The following is a 17,665-nucleotide window of genomic DNA, read 5'->3' on the forward strand; positions in this document are numbered from 1 at the left end:
GGGTCAGTCGCGAGACGGTGTGGTTGCGGTCGGTGCGTCGGCTGCGGGCCTCGGGACGTCATACGAACCGTACGTTCTCTGATCGTGGCGGTGTGTGACGTCCCGGGGTTAGCACGCACACTCAACAAGAGAGCCCGACTCGGCCCCGTCGGGCGACTGTGGCCCTCCGGCGCGGGAGGGGTACCCTGGCTGCATGTGGAGGACCCTGCTCCTTACCTAGCCGCGTCGATCGCACCACCTCGACGCGGCTGCCCCTCGTGCCCGAGGGGCTTTTTTGTGCCCGGAGCAGCCCCACGACACCAGAGCTGAGAGAGACGAGATGAGCGAGCAGGAGACCCAGCAGGCCCCGCAGGCGACGGAGACCGCGACGTACGACGCGCGCGCGATCCAGGACAAGTGGCTGCCCGTGTGGGAGCGGCTGCAGCCCTTCCGCGCGGACGACGCGTCGCCGCGGGAGCGGAAGTACGCGCTCACGATGTTCCCCTACCCCAGCGGCGACCTGCACATGGGCCACGCGGAGGTCACCGCCCTGCACGACGTGATCGCGCGCTACTGGTGGCAGCGCGGCTACGAGGTGCTGAACCCGATGGGCTGGGACTCCTTCGGCCTGCCCGCCGAGAACGCCGCGATCCGCAACGACGAGCACCCGGCGACCTACACCTACGCGAACATCGAGACGCAGTACGAGTCCTTCAAGCGGTACGCCGTCTCCTTCGACTGGTCGCGCCGGCTGCACACCTCCGACCCGGAGTACTACCGCTGGACCCAGTGGCTGTTCCTGAAGTTCCGCGAGCGCGGGCTGGCCTACCGCAAGTCCTCACCGGTCAACTGGTGTCCCAACGACCAGACGGTGCTGGCCAACGAGCAGGTCGTCGACGGCCGCTGCGAGCGCTGCGGCGCCGAGGTCACCAAGCGCGAGCTGACTCAGTGGTACTTCAAGATCACCGACTACGCCCAGGAGCTGCTGGACCGCCTGGACGACCTGGAGCCGACCTGGCCGGCGCGGGTCGTCACCGCACAGCGCAACTGGATCGGGCGCTCCGAGGGCGCGCACGTCGACTTCGTGGTCGAGGGGCGTGACGAGCCGGTGACGGTCTACACGACCCGGCCGGACACCCTGTACGGCGCGACGTTCATGGTCGTGGCCGCGGACGCCAGGCTGGCCGCGCAGATCGTGTCCGACGAGCAGCGGCCGGCGCTGGAGACCTACCTGGAGAGCGTGCGCCGGGAGTCCGAGATCGACCGGCTGGCGACCGACCGTCCCAAGACCGGCGTGTTCCTGGGCGTGCACGCGGTCAACCCGGTCAGCGGCGAGCGGATCCCGGTCTGGGCGGCCGACTACGTGCTGGCCGACTACGGCACCGGCGCGATCATGGCCGTCCCTGCGCACGACCAGCGCGACCTGGACTTCGCCAAGGAGTTCGGCCTGCCCGTCCGGCGCGTCGTGGACACCGGCGAGGAGAACCCGGAGGAGACGTACGTCGCCACCACCGGTGACGGCGTCTACGTGAACTCCGGCCCGCTGGACGGCATCACCGACAAGGCGACCGGCGTCCGCACCACCATCGAGATGTTGGAGGCCGCCGGCACCGGCACCGGCGCGGTCAACTTCCGGCTGCGCGACTGGCTGCTGAGCCGGCAGCGCTACTGGGGCGTCCCGATCCCGATCATCCACTGCGACGCGTGCGGCGAGGTCGCCGTGCCGTACGACCAGCTGCCGCTGGAGCTGCCCGAGCTGCGGGGTGCCGACCTGAAGCCCAGGGGCGTGTCGCCGCTGGCGGCCGCCGAGGACTGGGTCAACGTCACCTGCCCCGAGTGCGGCGGCGCCGCCAAGCGGGACAGCGACACGATGGACACGTTCGTCGACTCCTCCTGGTACTTCCTGCGCTACTGCTCGCCGGACTACACCGACGGCCCGTTCGACGTGGAGAAGGCGAAGGCGTGGATGCCCGCCGACATCTACGTGGGCGGCGTCGAGCACGCGGTCCTGCACCTGCTGTACGCGCGCTTCTTCACCAAGGTGCTGCGCGACATGGGGATGCTGGAGGTGGACGAGCCGTTCGCCGCCCAGCTGAACCAGGGCATCGTCATCAACCAGGGCAAGAAGATGAGCAAGTCGCTGGGCAACGGCGTCAGTCTGGGGGACCAACTAGCGGAGTTCGGGGTGGACGCGGTCCGTGTGACGCTGGTCTTCGCCGGCCCGCCGGAGGACGACATCGACTGGGCGGACGTGTCGCCGGCCGGCGCCCTGCGGTTCCTGCAGCGCGCCTGGCGGCTGTCGGGTGACGTCACCTCCGCGGCCGGTACGCCGGCCGCCGGCGGCGACGTCGCGCTGCGCCGGGTCACCGCGCGGACCGTGCACGACGCGGCCGAGCTGGTCGAGTCCTACCGGTTCAACGTGATGGTGGCCCGGGTGATGGAGCTGGTGAACGCCACCCGCAAGGCGATCGACGGCGGCCCCGGCCCGGCCGACCCCGCGGTGCGCGAGGCGACCGAGACGGTGGCGATCCTGCTGTCGCTGGTCGCGCCGTACGTCGCCGAGGAGATGTGGGAGCGGCTGGGGCACGAGCCCACGGTCGCCCGCGTCGGCTGGCCCGAGGTGGACCCGGCGCTGCTGGTCGAGGAGCAGGTGACCGCGGTGGTCCAGATCCAGGGCAAGGTGCGCGCCCGGCTGGAGGTCGCGCCGGACATCAGCGAGGCCGACCTGGAGCAGCTGGCGATGGCGGATCCCGCCGTGGTCCGCGCGATCGACGGCCGCCCGGTGCGCAAGGTGATCGTCCGGGCGCCGAAGCTGGTCAACGTCGTCGTGTGACGGCTCGGTGGTCGGGCTTGCCGAGACCACTACCCTCGCCCTCATGCCGGTCGTCATCGTCACCGACTCGACCGCCAGCCTCCCGCCGGAGGTGGCGGCCGAGCGCGGCGTACTGGTGGTGCCGCTGCAGGTGGTGATCGGTGCGACCGTGTACGACGAGGGCGCCGACGGGGCGACGCCGGAGCTGGTGGCGGCCGCGCTCAAGGAGTGGAAGCCGGTCAGCACGTCCCGGCCCGGGCCGGCCGCGCTCCTGGAGGTCTACGAGCAGGCCGCCCGGGACGGCGCCACCGAGATCGTCTCGATCCACCTGTCCGGTCAGATGAGCGGCACCTTCGAGTCCGCCCAGCTGGCCGCCCGCGACGCCTCGATCCGGGTGCTCCCGGTCGACACCCGGCAGGTCGGCGTGGCGACCGGGTACGCCGTGCTCGCTGCCGCCGACGTCCTCGACGCCGGGGGAGACGCGGCCGCGGCCGCGGCGGCGGCCCGGGCGCGGGCCGCCGCGTCGGCCTCCCTGTTCTACGTCGACACGCTGGAGTACCTGCGCCGCGGCGGCCGGATCGGCAAGGCCGCCGCCCTGCTGGGCGGCGCGCTGTCGGTGAAGCCGCTGCTCCAGATCGAGGACGGCGTGGTCGCCTCGCTCGAGCGGGTCCGCACCTCGGCACGGGCGCTCGCGCGCCTCGAGGAGCTCGCCGTGCAAGCGGCCGGGGAGGCGGCGGTGGACGCCTGCGTCGCGCACCTGGCCAACCCCGAGCGCGCCGGCCAGCTCGCCGAGCGGCTCGCGCGCCGCCTCGAGGGCAACCTCGACGGCCGCGAGGTCTGGTGCGGCGAGCTGGGCGCCGTCCTCGGCGCCCACGTCGGTCCGGGCATGATCGCCGTCTGCGTCGCTCCGCGACTCTGAGTCGGGACCCGGAGCCCGGACTCCGGAGCCTCGGGCCGCGCGGCGCTGACCCGGACGTTCGGCCCGGGCGGCGTCCACAGGCGGTGCTGCGGCGCCGCCGTCCACATCCGTGGTCGCAGGCGCGGGCCGGGGTCCGTGCCGCTGCCTAGCGTCGCGGCATGTCCACCCCTCGCTCCGCCCGTCCCCGCCCCGAGCGCGAGGAGGTCGTCGCCCGCCGCCTCGCGCTGCTGCACGCCGAGCTGGCGGGCGCCCGGCCGGCGGCTCCGCTCCCCGCTGCCCTCCCCGGTGCGCTCCCAGGTCCGCCGCCCGAGCCGCCAGGGGTCCCGCCGCCCGAGCCGCCAGGGGGCGCGCCGCGCCCGGGCACGCCACCCGCGGTGCCGGTTCCCGGGCGGCACGCGTCGCGACGGCCCGGCGGGCCGACCGCGGTGCTGCCGGCCACCTTGCGCGGCCGGGTGTCCCTCGGGCCGGCGCAGCTCACGGTCGTCGCGCTGGTCGTCGCCCTTGGGCTGGCCGTGACCTGCTGGTGGGTGGTGCGTGGCGACGCCGACCGGCTCGAGGCGCCCGTGCTCGAGCCGACCGGTGCAGCCCTGACGACGGAGGGACCGCTCTCGGACGCGTCCCCGGTCGCGGCGCAGGCGTCCGCGGCCGCGACGGTCACCGTGGACGTGACCGGCAAGGTCCGCCGGCCCGGGATCGTCGTGCTCGACACCGGCGCCCGCGTCGTGGACGCGCTCGAGGCGGCCGGCGGCGCCCGCCGGGGCGTCGACCTGTCCGGGCTGAACCTCGCCCGGGTGCTCGTCGACGGCGAGCAGGTCGTGGTGGGCGAGCCGCCGCCGACGACCCTCGGGGCCGCCGCGGTGCCGAGTCCCGGAGCCTCCGGCGGGCCGTTGGTGAACCTCAACACCGCCACCCAGGCCGAGCTCGAGGCGCTGCCGGAGGTCGGGCCGGTGACGGCGCAGGCGATCCTCTCGTGGCGTGCCGAGCACGGCGGCTTCACCGCGGTCGACGAGCTGCTGGAGGTCGACGGCATCGGCGACGCGACGCTCGGTCAGCTCGCGCCCTTCGTGACGGTCTGACGACGTGGCCGAGGCTCTACCCCGCCGGCCGCCCGACCTGCGGATGCTGCTGCTCGGCGGTGCGGCGTGGGGCGGCGCCCTGGCCGCCCGGGCGATCGGCTGGTGGGTGCTCCCGGCGGCCCTGGGAGTCGGGCTGCTGGCCTGGCCGTCGGCCCGGGGCCGTGGTCGAGCAGCGGTGCGCACGACCGCCGGGCTGGTCCTGGTCGTCGCCGCGGTGGGTGCGGTCGCGACCCTCCGGCTCGAGCAGGTCGCCCACAGCCCGGTCGCGGACCTCGCCCGGGAGGGTGCGGCGGTGCGTCTGGTCGGCACGGTGCGGTCGGACCCGCGGCGCGCCGAGGGCCGCTTCGGCGACATCGTGACCGTGCGCCTCGACGTCCGCGAAGTGACCGGGCGCGGAGCGACGTACGCCCTGGCCGCGCCGGTCCTGGTGCTGGCCGACGAGGACTGGGCGGACGTCCCGCTGGGTGCGACCGTGACGGCCGCCGGCCGGCTCTCGCCGGCCGACGGCGGCGACCTCGCCGCGGTCCTCGGCGCCCGGGGCCCCCCGGAGGTGGTCGACGACCCGGACCGGTGGTGGGACGCAGCGGCGGCGGTGCGCGCCTCGGTCCGCGCGGCCGTCGCGCGCCGGCCGGACGCCCAGCGGTCGCTGGTCCCCGCGCTGGTCGACGGTGACGACGCCGCAGTCGACGACACGCTGGCCGCGGACTTCCGGACCACCGGGCTCACCCACCTGCTCGCCGTCTCGGGCACCAACCTGACCCTGGTGGTCGGGTTCCTGCTCGTGCTCGCCCGCTGGTGCGGAGTCCGAGGTCGCTGGCTGTACGCCGTGGGCGCGCTGGGCATCGCCGGCTTCGTGCTCCTGGCCCGCACCGAGCCGAGCGTGCTGCGGGCCGCGGTGATGGGGACGGTCGCGCTGTTCGCGATGGGCACGGAGGGGCGTGAGCGGGGCTCCCGGGCGCTGGGCGTGGCGGTGCTCGCGCTGCTGCTGGTGCGACCGGACCTCGCCGCCTCGGCGGGCTTCACGCTCTCGGTGCTCGCGACCGCCGGCATCCTGCTGCTCGCGCCGGGATGGCGCGACGCCCTCGCCCGGTGGCTGCCGCGGTGGGTGGCCGAGGCGATTGCGGTCCCGGCCGCGGCCCAGCTGGCCTGCACCCCGGTCGTGGCCGCGATCTCCGGCCAGGTCAGCCTGGTCGCGGTCGCCGCCAACCTGGCCGCCGCGCCGGTGGTCGGCCCGGCGACGGTGCTCGGGCTCGGGGGCGGGCTCGTGGGGCTCGTCTGGGAGTCCGGCGGCCGGTTGCTCGGCACCCTCGCCGGCTGGTGCGTCGGCTGGCTCGTGGTGGTCGCCACCCGCGGCGCGGCCCTGCCGTCCGCGGCGCTCGGGTGGGGGACCGGGGCCGTCGCGCTGGCCCTGCTGACGCTGGTGGTCGCGACGATCGCGCTCGTGGGTCCGCTGCTCCTGCGGCGCAGGTCCACCGGCCTGGGGTGCTGCGCGCTGCTGGTCGCGACCGTGCTGGTGCGCCTGCCGACGCCGGGCTGGCCTCCCGACGGGTGGGTGCTGGTCGCGTGCGACGTCGGCCAGGGCGACGCCCTGGTGCTCAACGCCGGGCCGCACGCCGCCGTGGTCGTCGACGCCGGGCCGGAGCCGGCGCTGGTGGACGCCTGCCTGGACCGGCTCGAGATCGAGACGGTGCCGCTGGTGGTGCTGACCCACTTCCACGCCGACCACGTCGACGGCCTGCCCGGGGTGCTCGACGGGCGCACCGTCGGCGCCGTGGAGACCACCCGGCTGCTGGACCCGCCCGAGGGCGTGGCCGCCGTGTCCGACGCGCTCGACGCGCTCGACGGCGCTGCCCTCGCGGCGGTCCCCGCGCCGTACGGCGCCACGCGCCGCGTGGGCCAGGTGTCCTTCCAGGTGCTGTGGCCGCCGGCGGACTCCCCGACGGTCGGACCCGGTGACGGGAGCACCGCGAACGAGGCCAGCGTGGTGCTGCTGGTGGAGGTGCGCGGCCTGCGGATGCTGCTCACCGGTGACGTCGAGCCCGAGGGCCAGGCCGCGCTCGCGCGGGCGCTGCCAGGCCTGCGGGTGGACGTGCTCAAGGTGCCTCACCACGGCAGCCGCTACCAGGACGAGGATTGGCTGCTGAGCCTGGGCGCGCGAGCGGCGCTCGTCTCGGTCGGTGCCGACAACGACTACGGGCACCCGGCGCCGGAGACCCTCGCCCCCCTCGAGGCCGCCGGCGTACGCGTGCTGCGCACCGACCTCGACGGGGACCTCGCGGTCATCGTCGACGGTGCGGGGGACGGCACCGGTGAGGGCGGTGGGCTGTCGGTGGCCACGCGTTAGGGTGTGCGCACCATGGCAGGTCCCTCCCAGCCGCGCGCGGCAGACGTCCTCGGTCGGGTCATCCTGGTGACCGGCAAGGAGGAGTTCCTCAACGAGCGGACGGTCGCCGCGGTGCGCGCCGCGGTCCGCGGCCACGACGCCGAGGCGGAGCTGTCCGAGACGGTGGCCGGTGACCTCTCGCTGGCCACGCTGGGCGAGCTGGCCGCGCCCTCGCTGTTCTCGAGCATCCGGTGCGTCGTCGTGCGGGCACTGGAGAACCTGCCCGACGAGTCGGTCGAGGGACTGGTCGCCTACGCCACGGCGCCCGCGGAGGACGTGGCGCTCGTGCTGGTGCACGGCGGCGGGCCCAAGGGAAGCGGCACGCTCACCAAGCTGCGCAAGCTGGAGGCGGTCACCGAGTCCAAGTCGGGGGAGCTGCGTCCTGCGGAGTTCCCGTCGTTCGTGGCCGCCGAGGTGCGCAGCCACGGGTCGTCCATCGACCAGGAGGCGGCCGACTTCCTCGTGCAGGCCGTCGGCCAGGACCTGCGCTCGCTCTCGGCGGCCGCCGACCAGCTGACCAACGACTTCCCGGGCCAGCCGTTGAGCGTCGAGAAGGTCAAGCAGTACTTCGGCGGCCGGGCCGAGGCGAAGTCCTTCGCCGTCGCCGACGCCGCGTTCTGGGGCCGGCGCACCGCCGCGCTCGAGGAGCTGCGCTGGGCCCTGGACGGCGGCACCGCACCGGTCCTGGTGACCTCGGCGTTCGCCGGCGGCGCCCGGGGGGTGGCGCGCTACAAGGCGGCCCCGCGGGGGATGCGCGACGCCGACCTGGCCCGCGAGGTCGGGGTGCCGCCGTGGAAGCTGCGCACCATCCGCGACCAGTCCCGCGGCTGGTCCGACGGCGGCATCGCCCGCGCGATCCGCGCGATCGCCCGGGCCGACGCCGACATCAAGGGCGCGGCCAGCGACCCGTCGTACACCCTCGAGCGCCTGGTCCTGACGATCACCGGCCTCCGCGAGCCCCGCTGACGCCGCCCCGGTCCTCCCCGCCCCGGCGGCCTGTCGACGGTTTCCCCGGCTAGCCGGGGATGTTGCCACTTGTGGGCCGAAACTTCGCCCGACAAGTGCCGGTTTCCCCGGCCGGCCGGGGAAACCTGCGGGCCAGCGCCGCGGACCATCCGTTGCTCCTGCTAGGCGGGCCGGCGGCAGCCCGAAATGCAGATCGACCCGCCAGACCTGGTCTGACGGGTCGACGGTGGCGGCGGCTCAGAGAGTCGCGGCCTTCTTGGCGATCGCGGACTTGCGGTTCGCGGCCTGGTTCTTGTGGATGATGCCCTTGGAGGCGGCCTTGTCCAGCTTGCGTGCGGCGTCGCGGCCGAGCGCCACGGCGCTGTCCTTGTCGCCGGTCTCGGCGGCCTCGCGGAACTTGCGCACGGCGGTCTTCAGGCCCGTCTTGACGGCCTTGTTGCGCTCGTGGCGCCGCTCGTTCTGCTTGTTCCGCTTGATCTGGGACTTGATGTTCGCCACTGGAGCAGCCTTCTGGTCGATGTGGACACGGGTCTTGATGTCTGGGTGCGTATCGGCGTGCGGGCAGCCGGACACGCGACGGACAACGTTAGCAGCGCAGCGCGCAGCGGCCCAAATCGCTCCTCACGTCCACCCGCGCCGCTCGCAGAGCCACTCCCAGCACACCTCGCCCTGCCAGCGCTGGGCGTCGCGCATGTACGGCGAGGTCGGCGGCACCGGCAGGGCCGCGGAGCGGAGGAAGTAGCCGGTGACCAGGGCGAGCGCGACGTCGACGGCCTCGGGGTCGAGGTCGCGGGTCAGCGGCGAGCCCGCGAGCACGGCGTCCACGTCCAGCCCGTCGCCGCGCGGCCCGATGAGCAGGAACAGGGTGTCCAGCCAGGCCGCGCCGACCACCGGCCAGTTCCAGTCGCACAGCAGGACCCGGCCGTCGTCGGCGAGCATCAGGTTGTCGTCGCGGACGTCGGTGTGGACCAGCGTGGACCCGGCGGTCACCTCACGGAACCGCGCGGCCAGGTCGGCGGCCCGGTCGGCGTGGTCGCGGCGTACGTCGGCCCAGAGGGCCGGCCAGCCGTCGAACTCGGTGGCGAAGTCGTCGACAGCCAGTCCCGCCGGCGGCGGGGTCAGCGTGAGCGCCAGCTGCTCGGTCATCCGCACGCAGGCCGCCAGGTCCTCCACGCGCCAGGGACGCTCCGGCTGGCGGGAGGCGACGTGCTCGATGCCGAGCACCACCCAGTCGTCGGGGTCGCCCGTGTCGTGGACCCAGAGCAGCCGCGGTGCCGGCGCCTCGTCGGGCAGCGCAGCCAGCTTGCGCGCCTCCTCCCGGTAGGCCTCGGCGAACATCCGCTGCGCCCGGGCCGAGGCCGCCTTCACGAAGTGCCGGGAGCCGTCCGCGCAGGTCAGCACGGACGCGAAGCCCGGGGTGAACCCGGCGCCCTGGGAGGCGGCCTCGACCACCGGCGACCCGCACCGCTGCTCGACCAGGGCGCGGATCCGCGGTGGCAGGTGCGGCCACTCCAGCCGCCGTGCGGTGCGGCCGTGCGGGATGGTCGTCGGACGGCGTGCGGCGCTCACCGAGCCATCCTCGCGGATCCGGCCCCGCCGATCGCGCGGGGTGTGCGCCGGGCGCGTGCCGGGCTGGTGCGGAGTGAGGGTTTCGGCCCGCGCAATGGAACAATGGGCGCCGTCCCCGCCCGCTCGACGAGAGTCACCTGTGCCCACGAACCCCGCGCCGCTCCCCGGCCACACCGATCCCGCGATCATCAGGAACTTCTGCATCATCGCGCACATCGACCACGGCAAGTCGACGCTGGCCGACCGGATGCTGCAGCTGACCGGGGTCGTCGACGAGCGCAGCGCCCGGGCGCAGTACCTCGACCGGATGGACATCGAGCGCGAGCGCGGCATCACGATCAAGAGCCAGGCGGTGCGGATGCCGTGGACGGTGCCGGCCGGGAACGCCGCGGGCGCCGAGCCGGGCACCTACGTGCTGAACATGATCGACACCCCGGGCCACGTCGACTTCACCTACGAGGTCTCGCGCTCGCTGGAGGCGTGCGAGGCCGCGATCCTGCTGGTCGACGCCGCGCAGGGCATCGAGGCCCAGACGCTCGCGAACCTCTACCTCGCGATGGGTGCGGACCTGCACATCATCCCGGTGCTCAACAAGATCGACCTGCCCGGCGCGAACCCGGAGAAGTACGCCGCCGAGCTCGCCGGCCTGGTCGGCTGCGAGCCCGGGGACGTGCTGCGGGTCAGCGCGAAGACCGGCGACGGCGTCGCGGAGCTCCTCAACCTGATCGTCCACGAGACGCCGGCCCCCGTGGGGGCGGCCGACAAGCCGGCCCGGGCGCTGATCTTCGACTCCGTCTACGACACCTACCGCGGCGTGATCACCTACGTCCGGGTGATCGACGGCGCGCTCACCCACCGCGACCGGATCAAGATGATGTCGACGGGCGCGACCCACGAGCTGCTCGAGCTCGGCGTGATCAGCCCCGAGCAGGTCAAGTCGAACGAGATCGGGGTCGGCGAGGTCGGGTACCTGATCACGGGTGTGAAGGACGTCCGCCAGTCGCGGGTCGGCGACACCGTGACCACCCAGCACGGCGGCGCGACCGAGGCGCTCGGCGGCTACAAGCACCCCAACCCGATGGTCTACGCCGGGCTCTACCCGATCGACGGGGACCAGTTCGGCGACCTGCGCGAGGCGCTGGAGAAGCTCCAGCTCAACGACGCCGCACTCACCTACGAGCCGGAGACCTCCGGCGCCCTCGGCTTCGGGTTCCGCTGCGGCTTCCTCGGCCTGCTGCACATGGAGATCACCCGCGACCGGCTGGAGCGGGAGTTCGACCTCGACCTGATCTCGACCGCGCCCAACGTCGTCTACCACGTGACGATGGAGGACGGCACCGAGCACGAGGTGACCAACCCGAGCGAGTTCCCTGAGGGCAAGATCGCCGAGATCCGCGAGCCCGTCGTCCGTGCCACGATCCTGAGCCCGGGCGACTACATCGGCACGATCATGGAGCTCTGTCAGACCAAGCGCGGCACCCTCCAGGGCATGGACTACCTCTCCGAGGACCGCGTCGAGATGCGCTACACGCTCCCGATGGGCGAGATCGTCTTCGACTTCTTCGACCAGCTCAAGTCGCGCACCAAGGGCTACGCCTCGCTCGACTACGAGCGCTCCGGCGAGCAGGCCGCGGACCTGGTCAAGGTCGACGTCCTTCTCCAGGGTGAGCCGGTGGACGCCTTCTCGGCGATCGTGCACCGCGAGGCGGCGTACTCCTACGGCGTGATGATGGCCGGCAAGCTCAAGGAGCTGATCCCGCGGCAGCAGTTCGAAGTGCCGATCCAGGCGGCCATCGGCGCCCGGGTGATCGCACGGGAGAACATCCGCGCGATCCGCAAGGACGTGCTCGCCAAGTGCTACGGCGGCGACATCAGCCGCAAGCGCAAGCTGCTGGAGAAGCAGAAGGCCGGCAAGAAGCGGATGAAGAACATCGGCACCGTCGAGGTGCCGCCGGAGGCGTTCATCGCCGCGCTCTCCAACGCCCCCACCTCGGAGAAGTCCAAGAAGTAGTGCTGCCGTCCGGGTTCTCGGCGTACGCCGCGCGCGGGCCGGAGTGGGTCGCGTTCCTCGACCGGCTCCCGGGGCTGGTGCGTGGCCTGCTCGAGGACTGGCAGCTCATCGTCGACGGGCCCGCCACGCACGGCTTCTGTGCCCTGGTACTGCCGGTGCGGACGGCCGGTGGGCGGCCCGCGGTGCTCAAGGTGAGCTGGCCGCACTGGGAGGCCGAGCTCGAGCACGTCGCGCTCCAGCGCTGGCACGGTGACGGCGCCGTCGAGCTGCTGCGCGCCGACCCGCACCGCTACGCGCTGCTGCTCGAGCGGCTGCACCCCGAGGACCTGGGCGACCTGTGGGACGTCGAGGCCTGTGCCGTCGTGGGCGGGCTGTATGAGCGGCTGCACGTGCCGGCCCCGCCGCAGCTGGTGACCCTGTCCTCCTGCGTGGCCCGGTGGGGCACCGAGCTCGCCGCCCTCCCGCGCGACGCCCCGCTGCCGCGCCGGCTGGTCGAGCAGGCGGCCGCGCTCGGCCGGAGCCTCGCGGTCGACGAGGCCACCGACGGGCGGCTGGTGCACACCGACCTGCACTACGCGAACGTGCTGGCGGCCGACCGCGAGCCGTGGCTGGCGATCGACCCGAAGCCGCTCAGCGGCGACCCGCACTACGAGGTCGCGCCGATGCTCTGGAACCGGTGGGACGACCTGGTCTCGGCCACCCGGAGCGTGCGGGACGGGATCCGGCTGCGCTTCCACATCCTGGTCGACGTGGCCGGGCTCGACGAGCGCCGGGCCCGGGACTGGGTCGTGGTCCGGATGCTGTGCAACGCGCTGTGGCGGCTGCAGGACCCGCCCGAGGCGCACCGGCTGACCCCGACCGACGAGTACCTCACGCGCTGCGTCACCGTGGCGAAGTCGGTGCAGGACTGACGCAGGCGCGCCGGCGGATCCGTCGATGGTGGTCGAGCGAGCCGCGCGAGCGGGCTCGCGGCCGGCGTGTTCGGGAGACCGGCGCCCGCGTGGCCGCACCTGGGAGGATGGCGCCGTGGCCATCCTGCACTCCGTCAACGTCGGTCTCGACCGCGAAGCGCCGTACGCGAACCTCGGGCACTCCGGCATGGACAAGCGGCCGGTCACCGGCCGGGTCGCGGTCCGCACGCTCGGCCTGGACGGCGACCAGATCGGTGACACCGTCCACCACGGCGGCGTCGACCAGGCGGTGTACGCCTTCGCCCGGGAGGACCTGGACCGGTGGGCGGTCGAGCTCGGCCAGGAGATCCGGGACGGGGGATTCGCGGAGAACCTCACGACCCGCGGCATCGACGTCAACGAGGCCGAGGTCGGCGAGCGCTGGCGGATCGGCTCGGCCGAGCTCGAGGTCGCCAGCGTGCGGATCCCGTGCAACGACTTCAAGGGCTGGATGGGCGTCGGCGGCTACGACAACCGGGCCTGGGTGAGGCGGTTCACCGCCACCGGCCGTCCCGGGCCCTACCTGCGAGTGCTCGTCGAGGGCGAGATCGGCGCCGGCGACGAGATCGCGGTGGTGCACCGGCCCGGGCACGGCGTCACCGTGTCGACGATGTTCCGGGCGCTGACGACCGAGACCGGCCTGCTGCCGGAGCTCCTGCGCGTCGACGGCCTGGTCGACCAGGCGCGCGCGACGGCCGAGAAGTACGTCGCGGCGCGCGGTTGAGGGGGGTTTGCTACCCGCGAGTCGCTTAGGTGATCTAGGTTACTGCGCAACCCGTCCTTCTCGGCAGCACTGCAGGAGTGTCCATGACCGCCCAGGCCAGCAGCGCCCCCCACTACGACGCCGGCTTCGTCGACAACCTGACCCAGAACTTCGCCCTCCAGTTCCTCGACCGGGTCGCCGCGTCGGCCGAGCGGGAGGCGTTCCGGTACCCGCGAGGGGAGGCGTGGGAGTCGGTCACCTGGAAGCAGGCCGGTGAGCTCGTGGAGAAGCTCGCGGCGGGTCTGCTCGCCCTGGGGCTCCAGTCCGAGCAGCGGGTGGGCATCGCGGCCGGCACCCGGTACGAGTGGATCCTGGCCGACCTGGCGATCATGTGCGCGGGCGCGGCGACGACCACCGTCTACCCGTCGACCAACGCCGAGGACACGGCGTACATCCTGAGCGACTCCGAGTGCCGGGTGGTCTTCGCCGAGGACGACGAGCAGATCGCGAAGCTCAAGGGGCACCGCAACGAGCTGCCGCACCTCGACAAGATCGTCACCTTCGACGGGACCGCCGACGGCGACTGGGTGATCGGGCTCGACGACCTGTCGACGCTGGGTGAGGCCTACCTCGCCGAGCACCCGGGCGTCATCGAGGAGACCGTCCGCGCGATCGCCCCCGAGCAGCTCGCGACGCTCATCTACACCTCCGGGACCACCGGCCGGCCCAAGGGCGTGCGGCTGCTGCACCGGTCCTGGGTCTACGAGGGCACCGCCATCCAGGTGCAGGACATCCTGCACGAGGACGACCTGCAGTTCCTGTGGCTGCCGATGGCGCACTCGTTCGGCAAGGTGCTGCTCTCGGCGCAGCTGGCCTGTGGCTTCGCCACCGCCATCGACGGCCGGGTCGACAAGATCGTCGACAACCTGGGGGTCGTCAAGCCGACGTTCATGGGCGCCGCGCCGCGCATCTTCGAGAAGGCGCACGGCCGGATCGTCACCATGCAGGCCGCCGAGGGCGGTGCCAAGGAGAAGATCTTCAAGAAGGCCTTCCAGGTCGGCATCAAGGTCGACCAGCTCAAGCGCGAGGGCCGCTCGGTGCCGCTGCTGCTGGGCGTCCAGCACGGGCTGTTCGACAAGCTCGTCTTCAGCAAGGTCCGCGAGCGCTTCGGTGGCCGGGTGCGCTTCTTCATCTCCGGATCCGCCGCCCTGAACGCGGAGATCGCCGAGTGGTTCCACGCCGCCGGCATCCTCATCCTCGAGGGCTACGGCATGACCGAGAACGCCGCGGGCGCGACGGTCAACCACCCGGCCGACTACAAGATCGGCACCGTCGGCCCGGCGCTCCCGGGCAGCGAGGTCAAGATCGGCGAGAACGACGAGGTGCTGCTGCGCGGCCCGCACGTGATGGCCGGCTACCACAACCTTCCCGAGGAGACCGCGGCGACGCTCACCGACGACGGGTGGCTGCACACCGGCGACAAGGGCAGCCTCGACGCGGACGGCTTCTTGACCATCACCGGCCGGATCAAGGACCTCTTCAAGACCTCCGGCGGCAAGTACGTCGCACCCTCGGCGATCGAGTCGAAGTTCAAGGCGGTCTGCCCCTACGCCAGCCAGTTCCTGGTCTTCGGCAACGAGCGCAACTACGTGGTCGCGCTGATCACCCTCGACCCCGACGCGATGGCGGGCTGGGCGGAGGAGAACGGCATGGCCGGCTCGTCGTACACCGAGGTCGTCAACTCCGACCAGGTCCAGAAGATGGTGGGGGAGTACGTCGACGAGCTGAACTCCCGCCTGAACCGCTGGGAGACCATCAAGAAGTGGCGGGTCCTCGACCACGACCTGACCATCGAGTCCGGCGAGCTCACCCCCTCGATGAAGGTCAAGCGCAACATCGTGGAGAAGAACAACCAGGAGCTGATCGACTCGCTGTACGGGGGCTGAGCGGGTCGGTCGAGAAACGTCGGCCGGCCGACGAAAATCGATGGACCGGCCCCCGATTGACTCACTCGAACACATGTTCGATGATGGGGTGTGGGCACCTCGACCGGCACCGGCAGCACCGCCGAGACCATCGCGCAGCTGCGCAACCGGATGGCGCGCATGCACGACGGGGTCCCGCGGCTGGCGCTGGAGACCCACCCGGCGCTCGCCGGGCTGGTCCAGCTGCGGGCCGGGGGCAGCTACGCCGTCGACAGCGCGAGCCTGGCGCTCGCGCTGATGGCCGGGCCCTCGCGGGCCGGGGGCTGGTGCGCGGTCGTGGGCGTGGGCGACTTCGGGGCGGAGGCGGCGTACGCGCTCGGGGTCGACCTGGGCCGCACCGTGCTGGTCCCCGACCCCGGTGACCAGTGGCTGGAGGTCACCGCCGCGCTCGTGGACGTCGCCACGGTCGTGGTGGTCAGCCCGCCCGGCCGGGTCACCGAGCAGGTCGCCGACCGGCTGGCCGCCCGGCTCCGCAAGCGCTCGGCCGTCCTGGTCGCCCAGGAGCGGACGCCGGGGGACTGGCCGCGCTGCGAGGTGCGGCTGACCAGCCGCGAGCCGGCCTGGTCCGGCGCCGGCGCGGGACACGGGCACCTGCGGGCCCGGAGGCTGGTCGTCGAGGCGCAGCGCGGTACGGCGCCGCCGCGCCGCGGCGCGCTGTGGTTCCCCGCTGAGGACCAGACCTGTCGCCGGCTGGAGGGCGTCGCCCCGGTCGCCGGGGTCGAGGTGGCGAGCTAGCGATGCGCGTGATGGTCGTGTGGTGCCCGGACTGGCCGGTGGTCGCCGCGCTGGCCGACGAGGGCTTGCCCACCCGGCTGCCGGCGGCGGTCTTCCGCGCGAACATCGTGCAGGCGTGCAACGCCGCGGCCCGGGCCGTCGGCGTACGCCGCGGCATGCGCCGGCGCGACGCGCAGGGACGGTGCCCGGAGCTGAGGGTGTACGCCGCGGTCCCCGACCGCGACGCCCGGGCGTTCGAGCCGGTGCTGGCCGCGGTCGAGGAGCTGCGGCCCGGCGTGGCGCCGCTGCGGCCGGGCCTGGTGGCACTGCGTGCGCCGGGCCGGTTCTACGGCGGCGAGCCGGCCGCGGCGGCGCTGCTCGCCGAGCGGCTGGTGCGGCTCGGCGTCTGGGACTGCCGGGTCGGGATCGCCGACGAGCTGTTCACCGCCGAGCAGGCCGCGCGGCGGGCTGCGCCGCAGGACTGCTTCGTGGTCGAGCCGGGGCAGTCGGTGCCGTTCCTGCGCGAGCTGCCGGTCGAGGTGATCGAGGACCTCCCCGACGGACGCGACGCGGTCAGCCTGCTCAAGCGGCTCGGCCTGCGCACCCTCGGTCAGCTCGGTGATCTGGCGGCGGCCGACGTGCGCGACCGGTTCGGCTCGCAGGTGGCGTGGGTGCACCGGGTGGTCGGTGGCGGCGGCGCCGAGCTGCTCGCGACCCGGACCCCGCCGCCGGAGCTGACCTGCCACGTCGACTTCGAGCCGCCACTGGACTCCGCCGAGACGATCAGCTTCAGCGTGCGGCGGACCGCGGACCGGTTCGTCGCCGGGCTGGCCGGCCAGCACCTCGTCTGCACCGAGGTGCGGATCGAGGCCCGGTGCGAAGGTGAGTCGGAGCCGTCCTGCTCACGGGTCTGGCTGCACCCCCGCTGGTTCGGCGCCGCCGACCTGGTGGACCGGCTGCACTGGCAGCTCCAGGCGGTCACGACCGTCCGGAGGTCCGGACCGGTGCGGGCGCCGGTCGACCGGGTGGTCTTCGAGCCGGTGAGCGTGGTCCCCGACGCCGTGCACGCCGACGGGCTGTGGGGCGGCACCGAGGAGCGGGTCGAGCGCGGCATCGCCCGGGTGCAGGGGATGCTCGGCCACGAGGCCGTCGTACGTCCGGTGCTCCAGGGCGGCCGGAGTCCCGCCGCCCGGCAGGCGTTCGTGGCATGGGGGGAGCGGCCCAGCGGATTGCGGCCCCGAGATGGCCAGGGCGCCCCGCCGTGGCCGGGCAGCATCCCCCCGCCCGCGCCGTCCCGGGTGCTGGCGACCCCGTGGTCGGCCGACGTCACCGGGGCGGCCGGTCGCCCGGTCGACGTCGACGAGCGCGGTTCGGTCACCTGCGCACCGGAGCGGTTCCGCCCCGACCCGTCCGGCGGCTGGCAGCCGGTCGCCGCCTGGGCCGGGCCGTGGCCGGTCGAGGAGCTGTGGTGGGAGGGCGACCCACGAAGGGTCGCGCGCTTCCAGGTGGTCGGCGTCGACGGCCGGGCCTGGTTGATGACCTGGGAGTCGACGGGGGACGCGGGCGTGTGGTGGACCGAGGCGGCCTACGACTGATGG

General features: G+C 73.6%; 13 protein-coding genes. 11 read left to right on the forward strand and 2 right to left on the reverse strand.

Annotation, left to right across the window (positions count from 1 at the left end):
- Positions 1 to 319 precede the first annotated feature (319 nt).
- The 5 genes from leuS to holA all read left to right on the forward strand — a co-directional run bounded on the left by leuS (position 320) and on the right by holA (position 8,135).
- Positions 320 to 2,812 (forward strand): leucine--tRNA ligase, encoded by a 2,493-nt coding sequence (leuS, locus tag QMC84_RS07975; protein ID WP_300373615.1) that lies wholly within the window; start codon positions 320 to 322, stop codon positions 2,810 to 2,812.
- Between the two features lie 43 nt (positions 2,813 to 2,855).
- Complete coding sequence (locus tag QMC84_RS07980; RefSeq protein WP_300373617.1) at positions 2,856 to 3,710, forward strand: DegV family protein; 855 nt, start codon at positions 2,856 to 2,858, stop codon at positions 3,708 to 3,710.
- Between the two features lie 158 nt (positions 3,711 to 3,868).
- Positions 3,869 to 4,786, forward strand: coding sequence for a helix-hairpin-helix domain-containing protein (locus QMC84_RS07985; RefSeq protein ID WP_300373619.1), 918 nt, complete (start codon positions 3,869 to 3,871; stop codon positions 4,784 to 4,786).
- 4 nt (positions 4,787 to 4,790) lie between these two features.
- Entirely contained in the window at positions 4,791 to 7,130 is a 2,340-nt protein-coding gene (locus tag QMC84_RS07990; RefSeq protein ID WP_300373621.1) for a ComEC/Rec2 family competence protein, read from the forward strand.
- Between the two features lie 12 nt (positions 7,131 to 7,142).
- Positions 7,143 to 8,135 (forward strand): DNA polymerase III subunit delta, encoded by a 993-nt coding sequence (gene holA / locus QMC84_RS07995; RefSeq protein WP_300373623.1) that lies wholly within the window; start codon positions 7,143 to 7,145, stop codon positions 8,133 to 8,135.
- Positions 8,136 to 8,372: 237 nt separating this feature from the next.
- Here the strand turns inward: holA and rpsT are convergent, their stop codons facing one another.
- Both rpsT and QMC84_RS08005 read right to left on the reverse strand, forming a co-directional pair.
- The gene (rpsT, locus tag QMC84_RS08000) at positions 8,373 to 8,633 is read right to left on the reverse strand and encodes a 30S ribosomal protein S20 (protein WP_300373625.1); all 261 of its coding nucleotides are present in this window, start codon (positions 8,631 to 8,633) and stop codon (positions 8,373 to 8,375) included.
- A 123-nt stretch (positions 8,634 to 8,756) separates the two neighbouring features.
- Positions 8,757 to 9,704 carry a phosphotransferase gene (locus QMC84_RS08005; protein WP_300373627.1) on the reverse strand — a complete coding sequence of 316 codons (948 nt, stop codon included), beginning with the start codon at positions 9,702 to 9,704 and terminating at the stop codon, positions 8,757 to 8,759.
- A gap of 94 nt (positions 9,705 to 9,798) precedes the next feature.
- Between QMC84_RS08005 and lepA the strand changes: the two genes are divergently transcribed.
- The 6 genes from lepA (at position 9,799) to QMC84_RS08035 (ending at position 17,662) form a co-directional block, all read left to right on the forward strand.
- Complete coding sequence (gene lepA / locus QMC84_RS08010; protein ID WP_300373629.1) at positions 9,799 to 11,715, forward strand: translation elongation factor 4; 1,917 nt, start codon at positions 9,799 to 9,801, stop codon at positions 11,713 to 11,715.
- Positions 11,715 to 12,626 carry an aminoglycoside phosphotransferase family protein gene (locus QMC84_RS08015; RefSeq protein WP_300373631.1) on the forward strand — a complete coding sequence of 304 codons (912 nt, stop codon included), beginning with the start codon at positions 11,715 to 11,717 and terminating at the stop codon, positions 12,624 to 12,626. The genes lepA and QMC84_RS08015 overlap by 1 nt, the downstream gene beginning before the upstream one ends.
- 115 nt (positions 12,627 to 12,741) lie before the next feature.
- Positions 12,742 to 13,389, forward strand: coding sequence for an MOSC domain-containing protein (locus QMC84_RS08020; protein WP_300373633.1), 648 nt, complete (start codon positions 12,742 to 12,744; stop codon positions 13,387 to 13,389).
- A gap of 83 nt (positions 13,390 to 13,472) precedes the next feature.
- Positions 13,473 to 15,314, forward strand: coding sequence for an AMP-dependent synthetase/ligase (locus tag QMC84_RS08025; protein WP_300373635.1), 1,842 nt, complete (start codon positions 13,473 to 13,475; stop codon positions 15,312 to 15,314).
- Between the two features lie 90 nt (positions 15,315 to 15,404).
- Complete coding sequence (locus QMC84_RS08030; protein ID WP_300373637.1) at positions 15,405 to 16,088, forward strand: hypothetical protein; 684 nt, start codon at positions 15,405 to 15,407, stop codon at positions 16,086 to 16,088.
- A 2-nt stretch (positions 16,089 to 16,090) separates the two neighbouring features.
- Positions 16,091 to 17,662: a DNA polymerase Y family protein gene (locus tag QMC84_RS08035; protein WP_300373639.1), complete on the forward strand. Its 1,572-nt coding sequence runs from the start codon at positions 16,091 to 16,093 to the stop codon at positions 17,660 to 17,662.
- Positions 17,663 to 17,665: the final 3 nt, after the last annotated feature.

Source organism: Nocardioides sp. (genome assembly GCF_030019515.1).
Lineage (GTDB): Bacteria > Actinomycetota > Actinomycetes > Propionibacteriales > Nocardioidaceae > Nocardioides.